This is a genomic window from Tabrizicola aquatica (assembly GCF_002900975.1).
Classification (GTDB): domain Bacteria; phylum Pseudomonadota; class Alphaproteobacteria; order Rhodobacterales; family Rhodobacteraceae; genus Tabrizicola; species Tabrizicola aquatica.
The window spans coordinates 1605689-1620130 of the sequence record NZ_PJON01000001.1 but is presented as its reverse complement, the minus strand read 5'-3'; the positions used below and the strand labels follow the sequence as shown (position 1 = coordinate 1620130).

The window sequence follows — 14442 nt, the reverse complement described above, 5'->3', positions numbered from 1 at the left end:
CTGTACGTGATTGTGCTCGCTTAGCTGGTGTATCGCTAATCCGTGGTCTTGTTGATGCTCGGTCGAGTCACTCTGCTGCCGCAAGAATTTCTGGTTCAGCAACTGAGGTCTCGGCGAGGATGCTGGCAAGGCGCTTTTCAATATCCTCGAAAGCAAGGCTCTCATGACCAGCAGCAATCAATGCCTGGCTGGCTGCGATGACAAATTGATCCGCACGAGAAAGTTGCAGCCCACCTGCCCTGAGGGTTTGGCCCAATACACTAGTTCGGCCGATAACCTCTTCTTGACAGTACGGTTTCGGCTCAATGCCAGTGCGCTTTCGGCATACCAGGATAGCATCCAAGCTAATCGGGTCTTTGGCGGCACTCTTGGGACTGGCAGCGCGTAGTTCTGCATGAACAGGGTGCGCGGCTACGACGCTCAGTCCAGCATGAGCCAAAGCACAATAAATGGCGGCCCAACCTTCAGGACGAGAGTGATGGAAACTGAATGCTAGAACGCCGTCGTCTTTCAGTACTCGACGGCTCTCAGCAAAAACATAGCTAAGATGTTTCGCAAACGCCTGGGGATCCTTGTCCTGTACCTCGCCTTTGGCCGAAGAATCTTCGCGCTGAAACCACGGATAGGTGGCTTTGAGGGCAGGTGCTAGCCATGCAAAAAAGAAGTCACTGAGCTCACTGTAATGCACAAAATCGAAGTAAGGCGGATCCGTGATTACCGCGTCGATGCTTCGATCTGGAATAGGTAGTGAGGCGCTGTTGCCATTTAGAATAAGCGCTGCACTGCCATCAATTTCCTCTAGGTCTCGCCAGCTTTCTGACAGTGCCGGTGAGATGGGAGCGCTTGCGATGACCTTCGATGTGCCCGCTCTTGCCCCTAGAAGGTCGTTTTCCAATCTTAGCTCGAAGGGCTCCAGAAGGTAGCGTTTGGCGCGCAGAAGGCGTGACTCAAAAAGTGACGTGAAGGTGCCGCTGCTACGGTTGCTGCCCCATATGGAATTTTCCAGGGGCGTTCGCTCTGGTTTTAGAATATGGTTGGAAAACATATGCCGGACTGCTCCAGTGCCTTCACCCTTAAAACTACAGAACAGGTTGTTAAACTCTAGTGTGCTTGAGAATAGGCACAATAGCTGCTCTCGGATGGCCCGGTCTTCCAATCGCATAATTGCCTTGAGGAGAAGACCAAGACAAAGGAGTTGGCGATCGTTAAAGAAATCACGCCAAGCGTAATAATTGTAGCCTCGCGCTTGGTCGGTATTGTGGCCGGGCCGCACAGGGAATGTAGGGAGCGGGATGTCTTCGGTCTTGAGCCGCTCAGCGGCCTCAGTGAAGAGAGAATGGTCTTCTTCACTGGCAGGGACATAGATTTTCGAGCCGTCTGGACGCAGCGCCATCAGGGCATAGAGACGGTGCCGCGGTGGTGCAGATACAGGTAGAAGACTTTTTATCTTGTAAGTTTTGCCTTCGCATGTTGTCAGGCTTTGTCCAGACGCTGGTCCTTGCTGTGGGTTGAAATGATTTCCGCACCCGGTGCAGACAACCTTGGTGGCATCGTAGCGATCCTGAAAAATAGCCCAGCACTCCGGGCAAACGATTTGCGCACGGGGCTTTTTCTTGGGGTACGCGTCTTGGGCGAACACGTAGCGGGCAAAAAGTGGCACTTCCTTGCCACATGGCGTGTCCAACACTTTAACCCAGAAGGCATAGAGCACTGGAATCAGCGATCCTGTTTCGGGGTCCCGGGTCTGGTAGTAACGCCGAATCTGTGGCGCTATCTCAGCTTCCAGATCTTCAAACGCGCTGCGCAATGCGGTTTCCGATACTGGAGTGAGAGCTTGTCGCACTAGAAAGGTGCTCACTGGGTTAATGTCGCAGCCGACGACTTTCGCGCCTAGTTTGAGGCTTTCGCCCAAGGTGGTGCCACTGCCCATGAAAGGATCGAGCACAATTTTGCCTTTCAGATTATGCGTCTGGTAGAAGTCATCCCACATTCCCTTGCCGGGAGGGCTAAGTGCGGCAAGCGTGATGGCTCGGAAAACAGAACCTAGCCGTGTCGCCCACCATTTGTGGATGTGGTAGAGGGGCCTATTTATCTCTTTGCGCCAACTCTCCTGCTCGCCAAGCTGGCTCACTTCCAAGATCGGAAACCCAGTTTCTAGGGCACTCGTAGGCGCGTATGGTGTTAGGCCGCTCATTCATCATCCCCACTATCTGGGTCTAGCAAATCGAGCGGTATGGGTTTTGCGGCACTCATGCTGACGGGCTTATTAGCCTGCGTTTTGAGGCGATATGCGACGAAATGGTGCTGGGTTCCGGCGCGGGGGTTGGGTATCTTCTCGGCTCTTAACTCGTTGGTGCGCAGGTCAAAAGTGTAGCCTGCGACGAGGCTCGGCGCCTCTACTCGGGTGAGGCGACCGACTTCTTGGAAGCGATCATCCTCACCGAAGCCCTCGGGTACAATGAGGGTCATCATGCCGGTCGTGCCCTGCGTTAGGGCGAACGGGGTCGGTGCGACATACATTTTCCGGTCTCGGATCATGATATCGCCGTATGTACCAAATCCCTTCACGCTCTTATTCTTATGAACATAGTTGTGATCGGCGTTCAAAAAATCGCCATGGCAAACGACAAGGTCAACAACTGGATACTGCTTGCGGCCATTCTCTTGGTCGGCATATGGCTTTAGGTCAGCTGGATAGCGTCCGAAAACGTAAAAGATATCACGTCCGTTATGCTGCCCTGTTGGCACTTGGCTATTGGAATCGTAGTCTCGCTCACGTCCAGGCCAGGCTAGACCTTTGATCTCATAGCCTTCAGTAAACTTTACCAAACTGAAGTCAGGATATGTGTTGCGTCCAGATCCTTCGAAATTAAGGCCAAGAACACTCAGACGCTTTTGAAACCAGTTCTGAAAGTGGAACTCTTTATCATTTGCGCTAACGGATTCAATGAGTTCACCATTGTGAACTGCATCGCTGCATTGCGCGAAGACATCAAAACAAGTCGTTTTTGGCACTATGTTCTCTCTGTTCTTATTCATGATCTACTAGCATCAACCTGTGTTGGGATACTCTCAGACAATGCTGTTGGATGTTCATAGATTGACGCCTTCTTGAAAACCCCCAACTGTCGTGGTGGCGATGGAAGATTAACTCTGGTCGGTAGATGGGAGATAGCCTCGCCATGTTCCTGCTCAGCTTCAGCTAGCTCAAACTGCGCTTGAAGACTCAGCCAAAAATGTGGGTCTGTCTCAAACCAATGCCCTAAGCGCAAGGCAGTGTCGCCAGTAATGCTGCGTTTCCCCGCAATTATTTGGGATATCCGGTTTGACGGAACATCTATTTGTCGAGAGAACTCGGTGGGTGAGATGCGAAGCGCTGCAAGTTCGTCTTTCAGTACGATACCAGGATGTACGGATCGCGCGTTGTTCATGGCCTAGCCCCATTCTGGCGTTACTTTTCCGGAGTCTGGATCACCTGCTTGAGCATAGAGGCTATAGACGATGTACGTCAATCGTCGAAGTCAATATGTTGTCCCTGAGGGCATTTCAGACCACTGCATCTGCGATCCAGCGGCATGCGTTTACCATCTGGTGTTCCTGTCAGCCACTTTGCCAAGGTTTCGCCCTTGGCATCGCCGCCGTCACCTCGACTTCCCGCAGCATCGCGCCCGCAAGCAGCCCATCCTGGACCCAATCCAGCGCCTGCCACCAATCCTCATAGCCGCGTCGGGCGGATGCGATCTGTTCTGGATGTGGCCGCCAAGTGACGGGGCACGCTAGGACATCGACCGTTCGCCACTTGCCGCGCGTTTTCACCCGCTCGGTGCCGACGACGATTGTCGTTGCCCGCTCGCCATGCTGGTTGTTCTTGGTTTCCAACGGGACGCAACGTGGGACGACGCCCGGCATCCAGTCCGGGGTCATGCCTGCACGCGCCAGTTCGGCCACCTGGATAGCCATGCGAATGCCGCCGAGGCTGTCGGGCATGCCTGCGACGGTGGCGGCGATCACTTCGGCATCGGGGTGGGTGTAACTGCCCATCTTGTGCTGGCCGCCGTCCACTTTGCATCCAAGCATGGCGCGTTGCAGCAGGACGTATTCGAGGCCGAAGCCGAAGCCTTCCTCGGTCACGTCCTTTGGCGGCGGCAGTTCTAGTTGCGCCTGTTCCACACGGAATGCCCATTCCAGCGCCGCCTGCACGCCCAGCGCCCGCTTCACTTTCGTGCTGCCTGCGGGCCCAATCCGCCCATAGACGCTCATGGCTGCATCCCCTCAAACAGGGACATCTGCGCAGGGTGCTGGGCCTTGTCCATCGGTCGCCAGATCCAGGGACCCAAGGCCATGGGCAGTTGCGAGAGAGCGCCACGCATGTGCTGCTGCCAAAGGGTGAACTCCGTTGCCGAGCAGGCGCAGAGCGCGTGCCCGATGGGCCAGCCCATCAGCCATCCGACGAAGAGAGGGTTCAGCCGCCGCCGTGATCGGCCCTTCAGGATGCGCCGCGAGACGGCGCGCCCATGCGAGGCAATCATCGAAGCCCAGAGCGGGCGCGAGATCGGGGCGTGCGAGCAGAACCGATGCCCACCCGACGTGATCGCCGGGGCCGGGCGGGTGAAGCCCTGTTCCGCCATGTAATGCAGGATATCCATCCGGGACTTGCCATCCGCCCGGGTGATGCTCGCCTCGCTGGATCCCTTCCAGTTCTGGGCGGCCGGTGTCGGCCATTGTGCCGCCTGCGCTGGCAAGGGCGGTGTCCCGCCCGAGCCATAGCTCTGGCCCGGCCCACCCTTCGCGCCATCTGTCGCCTTGGGCGTCGACCAGTTGGTGATGCCCAGCGCCAGCGCCTCCGCCTTGCGGGTGAAGTCGCTGTTCCCGGCCGGGTTGTAGTTCGCGGTGCCGGGATGCAGGCTCATCGGTGTGGGCCAGGATGAAGACGCGCAGCCGCTGGTGCGGCGCGCCAATTTCTGCCGCCGAGAACAAACCCGCCGCAGGCGTGTAGCCCATTGCCCAAAGCTCTCGCAGGACGGTTTCAAGCCCGAGGGTGAAGTGACCGGGGACGTTTTCGAGAAAGACCCATTGGGGGCGGCATTCCCCGATGACACGGGCGACGTCGGGCCAGAGGTGCCGGGGATCGTCGGCACCAGCACGCTTTCCGGCTGCGCTGAACGGCTGGCAGGGATACCCGGCGAGGATGATGTCGAAGGCGCCGCGGAGGGGACGGGCATCGAAGCTGCGGAGATCATCCCAAATTGGGGCTGGGGCGAAATACCCGGCGCGCTGGGCGGCGATGAGGACCGCGCGCGGCCAGTCCTCCCACTCGACAAAGGCGCGGGTGTGATAGCCGGGTTCGGCGAGCATGAGGCCCAGATCAAGGCCTCCGCCGCCTGCGCAGAGGGACAATCCGTGCCGGGGACGTGACACCATGACATTCACCGCACTCCCCGCATCCGGAGGCGTTCGGGCGTGACGAGGCCGCGCACCAGCATCAGGTCACGAATGCTGTTGTTGATCGCGCTGACCGGCAGGTACCCGTCCGCGTTGACCATCTTGGCGTAAAACGCCGCCTTCTCGTCGTCGCTTAGCCGGGGAGGATCCTCGCGTTTGCGCCGCCGTTTGGCCTTTTGACCCTTGGCGGTTGCGATGGCCGCCTGCGCATCGCGCTGGGCGGCACGTTCCATGAACCGGTCTAGGGCTTTTGGCCCATCGGGCGGGTTCGGATGATCGGCCCGGGTCTCGACGGCGACCTCGACGATCCGTTTCGGCGTCAGACCGAGGTCATCGATCCAGCGCCGAACGTGTGTGCGAGCTGGCCAGCCCTGCCACCAGGCGGGCAGGGTGGCGTTGGCGGCAAAGCCCAGCGCAGCGAGCAGTTCTGCGAAGAACCGATCAAATTCGGCCTCGCGCGCAGCCGCGTCCTCCTCCTCCTTTACTGGTTTACTTAGTGGTTCTCTTACAAGGTTAGTGTCCGGATTCCGGACACGGCTTTCGGCATTTTCCGGACACGGGTCAGGGCAAAATCCGGACACGGGTTCTCGCGGATTGCCGTGTGCGATTTCCGGACACGGCTCGGGCAGATCAGCAGGGATGGTGGCGATTTCAGACGCAGTTTCAGCATCATGGCCGAAGGGCAAAAACCCGTGTCCGGTTTCCGGACATGGCTCTGGATCATGTGGTGCAAAGCCTTCCTCGAACCCCAGGATGTAGCGTGTCGGCAGCTGGCGCTTGGTGACGGGATCGATGCGCGGCACCCGCCGCAAAAGATGTTCGGCTTCCAGCCGGTCGAGATGTTCATTCAGGGTGGACCGGCTGATCTCGCAATCATGGGCCAACCGGTCCTGCGAAGGGAAGCAGCCGAAGTCGGGGTTGAAGCGATCACACAGGTGCCAGAGAACGATCTTGGTCGTCGGCTTCAGCCCGCGCCGCTGGATGGCCCAGTTGGTGGCGTCATGGCTCATCGCGCGGCCCTCCGCGCTGGCAGCTGCACACGGCTGGTGAAGCCATTGTCTGCCAGAGCGCCCAGGGCATCGTCGACCGAGCGCACCAGCGCCCAGCCAAAACCCTGCGCGCAGACGGTGTCGCGGAACACCTTTTGCGATTTGCGCAATCGGCCGGTTTCGCTTTTGACCTCGAGAAACAGCACGCGGCCGCCGGAGATCACGATCAGGTCGGCAAACCCGGCATGCACGCCCATGCCGACAAGGATCGACTGGCGCTTCGCGCCGCGGGGCCCAGCCTCGGTCACCTCGTTGACGCAGTGATGGACGATGGCGTCGCGGGGCAGGGCGAAGCGCAACGCTTGCACGATGGCGCGCTGGGCGTCGGCCTCGGGGGTGCTGCGCCGGTTCATGTGGCACCTCCGTTCGGGAACGCGGCCGCCGCGATGGCATGCAGCGGGCGCCGATCCAGCAAGCGCAGCAGTTCGATGGCGTCACCACATTCGCGGGCATCGTCGGTCTGGCCGACGACGACGCGGGCGGCGAGGATGACCAAGGATTCGGGATGCTGGCTGGCGTCTGCCAAGACGCCGCGCGCTTCGGTCAGGCGGTCATGCATCCAGTCGCCGGTGGCCGACGATGGGACAATGGGCGGGTGGGACAGGAGCTGGTTCATTTCCGCCCCCGCCGTGTCCGCGCAGGGCGGATCTGTTCCTGCGCGCTGATCCAGTCCTGGACCGACGTGCGCCGGTAGAGCACCTTGCGGCCGATCCGCGTGCAAGGCGGGCCGAGCTGGCGGGCCTCCCAGCGAGCGAGCGTGTCGCAGGCAAGGCCGAGTTCACCGGCCAGCTGCTCGCGACTGATCCAGTCGGCCAGCAGATTGAGGGGTTGGTCCTGCGGGGCAGGGGCTGTGGTCTGCATTTGGGTCTCCCATCCAGATCCCGGCAGCGGCCGGAGACGGGGCGAGGGAAGCAGACGGGAAGGACCGGAACCTAGGCAGAGACCGGAATTGGGACGAGGCGAACAATTCCGGTCCTTGTTTCATTGGAGTTTTGGCGCGGGACCGGAACGCGAATCGGAAAGGCCGCCCAGTGCAGTTCCGCCGTTTCCGGTCAGCTGTGCCAGATCGCGCCTGATGATCGTGGATGGCAACCATACCAGCCGGATTTCAGCAGCAGCGCGCGACGCAGACCGGGCGGCGCGGGACAGGACGTGCATGCCGGTGTCAGGGCAGGGAAGGGAAATCACTGCGCCGGTGGGCCTCGACGAGGATGCGGAGTTCAGGCGGGGCAATCACCTCGACCACATCACCCCATTGATAGAGGTGCCACGCCATCTCCAGCCAGCCCCCGGCGGCGAATCGGACGGTCAGGCTACCGTCAGCCTCCTCTTGAACCTTCTGGTCGGGGTGGAAGATGAATGTCCGGGCGACATTGGCGGCTGATGGTGCAAACCGCCATTCCACTGGCGCGTACTCCTCGTCAGAATGGAATGACCCGAAGGCCTGGGCGGCGTGCCTGCCAAGATCAAAGTCAGGATCCCGCACGAAGGAATCCTGCAGCAGCCTGGCGCGGCTGATCCTGTCCAACCGGAAATGCCGATACTTGCCGCCGTTGTCGATCTCGCGGGCGATCAGATAGCCGCGCATCCCGAAGAGAACGCCGTAGGGCTCGACCGCCCGCGACCGTGGCGCGGCATCCTGTGCACCGGCATAGTCGATCTGCATCGTGAACGGGCCCTTCAGTGCGTTGTCGATCGCGCCAAGGACAAGCGCTGAATACTGCGCGCGGGGGCCAGGACGGCAGGCATGACCTCGGGCCTCCAGCACAGCCTCGGCATCTACCTCGGCGCGCCGGGCGAAGGTCGGTGGCATCGTCCCGAGGAGGCGGTTGCGCAACGAGGTCAATGCCGTGACCTCCGTGGTCGCGCCATCGCGTTCGGCACGCCGGATGCCCATTTCCAGCGCCGACAATTCGCTGTCGCGAATGCCCTGAAGGTGCAGCAGGCGGCTGTCAGGGAGCTGCCACCACTTGCGCCTTTCCTTGTCGGTGCGGGTCTGCACCATAGGAAATGCCTCTTCGAGCGCGCGTGACATGCGCTGGGCGGTGCGCAGGGTCACGCCGAAGGTGTCCACGATCTGCACCAGGCTGATGCCGCCCGGCCGGGCGGCCGCCTCTTCAGCCAGACGCATGATGTCGAGGGCCTTGCCCAGACGCTTGTTGTCCATCTTCCATCCCTGACCGAACCTGACAGGGACGTTAACGACAATTCGCTTCAAAAGCGATTGGCTGGCTCTGGTCAGCTCAAGCCGATTCCACCTGTGCGTGTTTCCGATCACCGGGGTGCTTTTCACCCGGATCTCCAGACATGGCTGTTTGAAGACACCTTGAGGCGTGTTCCTGCACAGCGAGCCTGCGGGCAAGCTGCTGTTCGGGAACGCGATCCCTGCCATGCCCGGTGCTGACCCGGGTGTCGCTGAATGAAGTAAGGACGCACGACCCATGAGCCTGCCGCCGAGAGCCTTCTATTCCTTGAATGAGACATCCGCCCGTTGGGGTTGCGCCGCCGCCGACCTGGCGGGATGGGCGGCGACCGACCATCTGACGCTGGTCACCAGCATCGCTTCGGTGATCTGCGGCAAGCAGCCAGTGGCGGGCATCGTGGTGGTCAGCGCCGCCGACATGATGCGGATGTTCCGCCGTCATGGTCCGAGCGAAGAGGAATGCCGGATCTATCGCATCCGGCCGCAGGGCAGCGCGGAGTGGCAATACATCACGGAACCGGCGGATGGCGTCGTGATCAAGATCACCGATCTGTTGCTGCTGGCCGAAGAGGTGCAGAAGTTCGAGGACGAGCGGGACTTGTTGCGTCGCCCTGCCGGATCAGCCGGATCTGCGCCGCGATACGATTGGGAGGGCATGACGATCATGCTGTTCCGGCGGGTCAACGAGCAGGGTGTGCCCGCAACGCAGGCCGAACTGATCGCTGAAGTGCAGGATTGGTTCGCACAGAACTCGCCGAACGGCGAAATCCCCGAGGAAAGCACGACGCGCAAGAAGGTCGCGCCAATCTGGCGGGCGCTGCGCGAACGGGAGTGATCGATGCCGATCCTGCCGTTCAGGCGCTTTTTTGATCCTGATCGGCGTCATGCACAAGCTGCGGGCGGGGCCGGAAGATGCTGGCGACAGCGTTGACCCCGTCGCGCAAGGGCGAGTCCATCAAGTGGGCATAACGCTGGGTCGTCTGCATCTGCGTGTGGCCCAGCAGCTTGCCGATCATCTCCAGCGAGGCCCCGCCGCTGACCAGCAGCGATGCAAAAGTGTGGCGCAGGTCGTGGATCCGGACATCGGGCAGTTTGGCCTCGGTCTGGATCCCGATCCAGAAACGGCGGATTTCCTTGACGGGCTGGCCGGGGGTGTCGCCGGGGAACAGCCAAGGATTGCCGCGTGGCACCAGCAGGGCGCGCTGACGCACGATGGCGGCCACATCGCCCGAGATCGGGATGCGGTGGATCTTGCGTTGTTTGGTGGTCGCCGCCGGTTTTGACCAGCTGCCAAGGTCGAGGTTGAACTGTTCAAACCGCGCCTGCCGCACCTCGCCCGACCGCGCCCCGGTCAACATGCAGAGTCGGATGATGCCGGCCGCGCGCTGGTCCTTTGCCGCGTCCAGCGCCTTGGCCAGTCGGCCGATCTCTTCCGGCGTCAGGAACCGCTCGCGTTCGTTCTCGATCCGGCGGCGGAATCCGCTGGCGGGATTGTCGATACGCATGCCCCAGCCGATGGCCAGCGTAAACATCTTGCGCAGCACCTCACCCACCCGGTTGGCGCGCACCGGCGTGGGCTTCGGCCCCTGCAGCTTGCGGGCCCGATTGTTCGGTTTGGCCTTCGAAGGCCGAGCGCGACCGGCGGCAATCTTGGTCAGCAGCTTTTCTACATCGGCCTTGGTGATCTCGGTGACCAGCTTCTTGCCCCAATCGGGCGCCACCAGCTTGTGCATGATGGTGTGCTGGTCGGCGGCATTGCGGGCGGCGAGGTGCGGCGTGTGTTCCGCCAGATATCGGGCGATCATGTCGTTGACCCGGGGCGCCTCGCGCGATGTTTCCCGCAGGCTGAGGGGGTCGATCCCTTCATCGATGTCGCGCCGCAGCTCCTTGGCCCGCTCCCGCGCTGCCACGGTGTTCCATTCAGGCCAGCGCCCGATGGTCATCCGCCGCTGCCGCCCGGCGATCCGGTAGTCAAGCGTGAAGGCTCGGTTCCCCGAGGGGTAGATCGTGATCGAGAACCCTCGCACGTCGGTGTCGAAGATCTGGTAATCCCGCCCCAGGTTCTCAGCCTCGCGGATGGTTTTCTCATTCAGTTTCAGTCTGTTGACCATGGATCTCACTCCTTCGTTCGTCCGACATGAGGCGTGGATTCGCACCCTTATCAAGCAAAGCATGGCGACAGGACCGGAATGCAGGCAGTGACCGGAATTGGGGAGGGGAGGGGCGTTCCGGGAGCGCAAGGCCAAAGGCGCAAAGTGGAAGGGCTGCATTCGCATATTGAGGTCAACTCGTATAAGTTGATCTTCAAAACACCGCATCAAGGCAAAGTCGTCCTCGAAAAGGTCGAATGTGCGATGCTGGTCGCTGTTACAACAGTTCAACTAGTACAGGCAGAACGTTGACCAAAAGAGGAAGATCGAGGCGCAAAGTACACCCGCAGGGAGGTTCGGCGCGGCAGCCTATTCCCGGCTATGGCGAGGTCGACCTTCAATCGATCACATCCTTGCAAGACAATAGCCCCCAACCGACACTGGCCGAAACCATGTCGCATCTACCGTCTGCACTCAGGGGCCGCGACGTCGTAGCGGTGCTCGCCAAGACGGGCGAGCAAATGCTGAAAGAACTGGGGATGCAGATCGGACCGGGTCCCTCCGGCATGGAGCAGGTCCACGCTGAGGTACTTCAAGCATTCGCCCTTTCGGTTGGGCGGGGCACGTTCGTACCCGCTTCCCCGCGCTCGATGGTGCGTATCTGGTCGCTTGTCCAGAGCAACCTCGACGCCTACCTCCGGTCAACTGCGCCGGGACAGGGGGCGGATGATGATACCCAACTCGCGCGGCGTGTCCGCTTGCGAACCATCTATCACCGCAACGTATTCAACAGCGACGACGCGGCGGAAATTGTGCCTGGACTTTTGTCTCTCATGGATCGCGCGTCGGAGCGCGAGCTTGGCTATCGGCTATCTGACCTTGCGAAAGCGATGTTCGCGCTTATCGATGACGTCGCCGACAGGTTCAGCGTCCGGGTCGAAAGAGAGCGTGCGCTGAGAAATCAGCCTGGGGTTGCGGCTGATGGCGTCATAGAGACGATGATTGAAGAGTCACATATCGCGAGGCGGATGTGGCGCATAGGCCGGGGAGGGTCCCTATCTCCCGAAGGCAGGGCTTGGGCCGGATTTCAGATGGCTGAGATGCTTTGCGCCCCAATCTTTACGTTCACAAGGACCGAACTCGTGACGCGTTTCGGCATCCAAATATCAGACGCGCTTTTTACTCTATCATTAAGCTTTGGCTCAATCCGAGAGGAGGACCTCGGCAAAGTCTTTCTTGCCAATCCGGTATGGGGACGGCCGTTTGTGGCGCTCGACAGCGATACCCTTTTTCTCCCGCTGCCGTTCCTTTTCGTGAGCTTCCCGTTCACTATCGTTGAAGGGCTAATGGCCGGTAACGACACGCTGAACGAGGCATACGGGGTCGCCCGCACGCGATATCTCGAAGACGACATCGAGCGTATAGTCCGAAAGTCGTTGCCATCTGCGCGGGTGCATCGCGGGGTAAAGTGGAAGGATCCCGACACCAAGGTTGAATACGAACATGATGTTATCGCGATCCTTGGCATGCAGGTGCTCATCTTTGAAGCCAAGTCGGGTAAGTTATCACCGTCTGCCAAACGCGGCGCGGCAGACAGGCTGCGCAAGAATTTCAAGGCTCTTTTCATAGAGCCGGGAATTCAGGCAACCCGTCTTGAATCTCTCCTCGCATCCAGGCGAAATGACGTTGAGCTAAAGGATCACAAAGGCGAAGTCGTACAGTTTGAGACGGCAGGCCCCAGCCAAGTGCATAAATTCGGTGTTTGCATCGAACAGATCGCGGGGATCACCGGCAGTCGCCGCTTCTTCCGCGAGCTTGGTCTGCTGGAGCAGGACAGCGCGTGGGCACCGATCCTCACCTTGGGCGAGTTGCGCATGATCGCAGATCGGCTCGATACCGAGGTGTCGTTCCTGCACTACCTAACGAGGCGCATGACCGCCGACGACCTTTTCGACTTTTCGGGTGATGAGCAGGACCTACTCTCAATGTATCTCGTCAACAGGTTCATTATCGATCCGCGCGCGCTGGAAGGTCGGCAACTGCTATTCCACGAGGCAGACGCTGCCGTCCGCGGGCGGACTACGCCTCGCTCCGACCGCTCTGAATTTGCTACTCATGGTCCTGAGTTGCCACCCATGTGGAACCTCATCGCGAAAGAGATCTATCACGACGCCGACCGTCACCGGTTCGACATCCTGATTGCCATTCTTAACCAAAGCCCGGGCGCACTCGAAAGGATCGCGCACGCCGTCCGGCGATGGCGGAGCGGAGGAGGAACAGGAAAAGGAAATACCCTGTCTTCGCGGGCGGATATTGGTAATCGCGCCTACGTGGTGGCCGTCCATATGGCGAGCGAGCTTCCCGGCAGCAGCGATGAATGGCGCGACAAGGCGAGGCACATCGCCTATGATCTCCATGAAAAGATGGGCGCGAGTGACTGCGTCGTCGTACTTAAGTCGCGCCGGTCGAGGTCACCAACGTTCGACGGCATTAGCTTTTTTCGATTTCCGCGCATCGGTCCCGTTTGAATGATGTGATCTATTGCGCGCAGTTTTACCTCAACGCCACCTCAACCCACGTATGCAGTTTTGCCCCGGTTTAACCCCCTATGATCCTGCGAAATCCGTTGACCGTCAGCGAACGACGACCGTCGAATTTTGTGATTTCAAAGGCTTGGGGGTTAAGTGGCTGAATTGTATGTATTTGTGAAAATCTGGGTCCATAGGCTCATAACCTGAAGGCCGCAGGTTCAAATCCTGCCCCCGCAACCAGATTTACTACGCTAGATCGACAGCTCAAGAGCCTCCATCGCGGGAGGCTTTATGCGTTCCAAACCGCAGGTCGGTGCGCGGCATGATAAGGCAACTGGCCTTCGATCCCCTCGCGCAGCGTGCGGGCTTTTCAAACCCTGCGGGCAGGGCCTGCATCGCCCGACGAAAGCGGCGCATCTCCAACGCAATCTCGTCGCGGCGGCGTTTGCCGTCCTCGGCTCCGAACAGGAACTCCAGCGCGTCGAGGCAATCGCGGTAATGATCGCCCTCCTAGGGCGCATCCCCTGCCAGTGTCACCATCCGGTAGGGCGTGGCCGAAAGAAGCAGGGTCTTGACGGTGTTGCCCGCGCCCTCGACATGGTTGAACAACTGGCGTGCCAGATCGGCGGCTTCGCTATCGCCATGCAGCAGGTCGTGAAAGCGCTGGAATTTCGTCAAGGATGATCAGATCAGGCTCCAGCGACTGGACTGAGGCCTGTGCCAGCATCCCACGCAATTCGCCGATCAGGGCGACGCAGGCGTGGCGCAAGTCGCCCTCTACGTGGCGATGCCGGGCGACCTCGGCGCAAAGGTCGTCGATCCGCGCGGTCCGGCCGGGGCTGTTGGCCACGGCCATCTGGAACCGGCCTGCGATTTCTGCATCAACGGTTTCGGTCGCGACGCGCGTGCGCTCTCCCAGCACGGCTCGCCTGACCAGCCCAGAAACTGTCGGATCGCGCCCTTTGGGTGGGCCAGTTGCCCCTGCAGAAGCTGCACGATCAGCGCCTGTTCCCGTTCCAGCGCCCGGTCGCCCGAGGACTTAAGATCAAAAGTCGTGCCCGGTGTCAGGCCCGGCTGCGCCGCTTGATCGCGATCCTGGAGCCTTGGGAAAAATGACGCCGGGCGCA

General features: G+C 60.4%; 14 protein-coding genes and 1 pseudogene. 2 read left to right on the top strand and 13 right to left on the bottom strand.

Translation table 11 applies throughout. From position 1 onward, the window contains the following. Positions 1-67 precede the first annotated feature (67 nt). From CXR42_RS07985 to CXR42_RS07940, 11 genes and pseudogenes are all read right to left on the bottom strand, one after another. Positions 68-2131: a DNA methyltransferase gene (locus CXR42_RS07985; protein ID WP_245875390.1), complete on the bottom strand. Its 2064-nt coding sequence runs from the start codon at positions 2129-2131 to the stop codon at positions 68-70. A 59-nt stretch (positions 2132-2190) separates the two neighbouring features. Further along, complete coding sequence (locus CXR42_RS07980) at positions 2191-3015, bottom strand: hypothetical protein (protein ID WP_219727924.1); 825 nt, start codon at positions 3013-3015, stop codon at positions 2191-2193. A gap of 20 nt (positions 3016-3035) precedes the next feature. Next, positions 3036-3431 (bottom strand): HigA family addiction module antitoxin, encoded by a 396-nt coding sequence (locus CXR42_RS07975; protein WP_103256878.1) that lies wholly within the window; start codon positions 3429-3431, stop codon positions 3036-3038. 169 nt (positions 3432-3600) lie between these two features. Further along, positions 3601-4260, bottom strand: a complete 660-nt coding sequence (locus CXR42_RS07970; RefSeq protein ID WP_103256877.1) for a hypothetical protein — start codon at positions 4258-4260, stop codon at positions 3601-3603. Then, positions 4257-4910 (bottom strand): DNA methyltransferase, encoded by a 654-nt coding sequence (locus CXR42_RS19735; protein ID WP_245875366.1) that lies wholly within the window; start codon positions 4908-4910, stop codon positions 4257-4259. Before CXR42_RS19735 ends, CXR42_RS07970 begins: the two co-directional genes overlap by 4 nt. 49 nt (positions 4911-4959) lie before the next feature. Then, a pseudogene (locus tag CXR42_RS19730) lies at positions 4960-5355 on the bottom strand (DNA cytosine methyltransferase); the annotation flags it as partial. A gap of 71 nt (positions 5356-5426) precedes the next feature. Then, entirely contained in the window at positions 5427-6452 is a 1026-nt protein-coding gene (locus CXR42_RS07960; RefSeq protein ID WP_103256875.1) for a helix-turn-helix domain-containing protein, read from the bottom strand. Continuing rightward, a complete protein-coding gene (locus CXR42_RS07955; protein ID WP_103256874.1) occupies positions 6449-6844 on the bottom strand; it encodes a VRR-NUC domain-containing protein in 396 nt (131 codons plus the stop codon). Before CXR42_RS07955 ends, CXR42_RS07960 begins: the two co-directional genes overlap by 4 nt. Then, entirely contained in the window at positions 6841-7107 is a 267-nt protein-coding gene (locus CXR42_RS07950; RefSeq protein WP_245875365.1) for a hypothetical protein, read from the bottom strand. The genes CXR42_RS07955 and CXR42_RS07950 overlap by 4 nt, the downstream gene beginning before the upstream one ends. Beyond that, a complete protein-coding gene (locus CXR42_RS07945; RefSeq protein WP_103256873.1) occupies positions 7104-7352 on the bottom strand; it encodes a helix-turn-helix transcriptional regulator in 249 nt (82 codons plus the stop codon). The genes CXR42_RS07950 and CXR42_RS07945 overlap by 4 nt, the downstream gene beginning before the upstream one ends. A gap of 304 nt (positions 7353-7656) precedes the next feature. Next, positions 7657-8883 (bottom strand): helix-turn-helix transcriptional regulator, encoded by a 1227-nt coding sequence (locus tag CXR42_RS07940; protein ID WP_180995991.1) that lies wholly within the window; start codon positions 8881-8883, stop codon positions 7657-7659. A 49-nt stretch (positions 8884-8932) separates the two neighbouring features. Between CXR42_RS07940 and CXR42_RS07935 the strand changes: the two genes are divergently transcribed. Next, entirely contained in the window at positions 8933-9529 is a 597-nt protein-coding gene (locus tag CXR42_RS07935; RefSeq protein WP_103256871.1) for a hypothetical protein, read from the top strand. Between the two features lie 19 nt (positions 9530-9548). Here the strand turns inward: CXR42_RS07935 and CXR42_RS07930 are convergent, their stop codons facing one another. Beyond that, complete coding sequence (locus CXR42_RS07930; protein WP_103256870.1) at positions 9549-10805, bottom strand: tyrosine-type recombinase/integrase; 1257 nt, start codon at positions 10803-10805, stop codon at positions 9549-9551. Between the two features lie 500 nt (positions 10806-11305). Between CXR42_RS07930 and CXR42_RS07925 the strand changes: the two genes are divergently transcribed. Then, positions 11306-13312 carry a hypothetical protein gene (locus CXR42_RS07925; RefSeq protein WP_146038015.1) on the top strand — a complete coding sequence of 669 codons (2007 nt, stop codon included), beginning with the start codon at positions 11306-11308 and terminating at the stop codon, positions 13310-13312. Between the two features lie 513 nt (positions 13313-13825). On the opposite strand, the gene CXR42_RS19485 is transcribed toward CXR42_RS07925, so the two are convergent. Continuing rightward, positions 13826-13993 carry a hypothetical protein gene (locus tag CXR42_RS19485; protein WP_180995990.1) on the bottom strand — a complete coding sequence of 56 codons (168 nt, stop codon included), beginning with the start codon at positions 13991-13993 and terminating at the stop codon, positions 13826-13828. Positions 13994-14442: the final 449 nt, after the last annotated feature.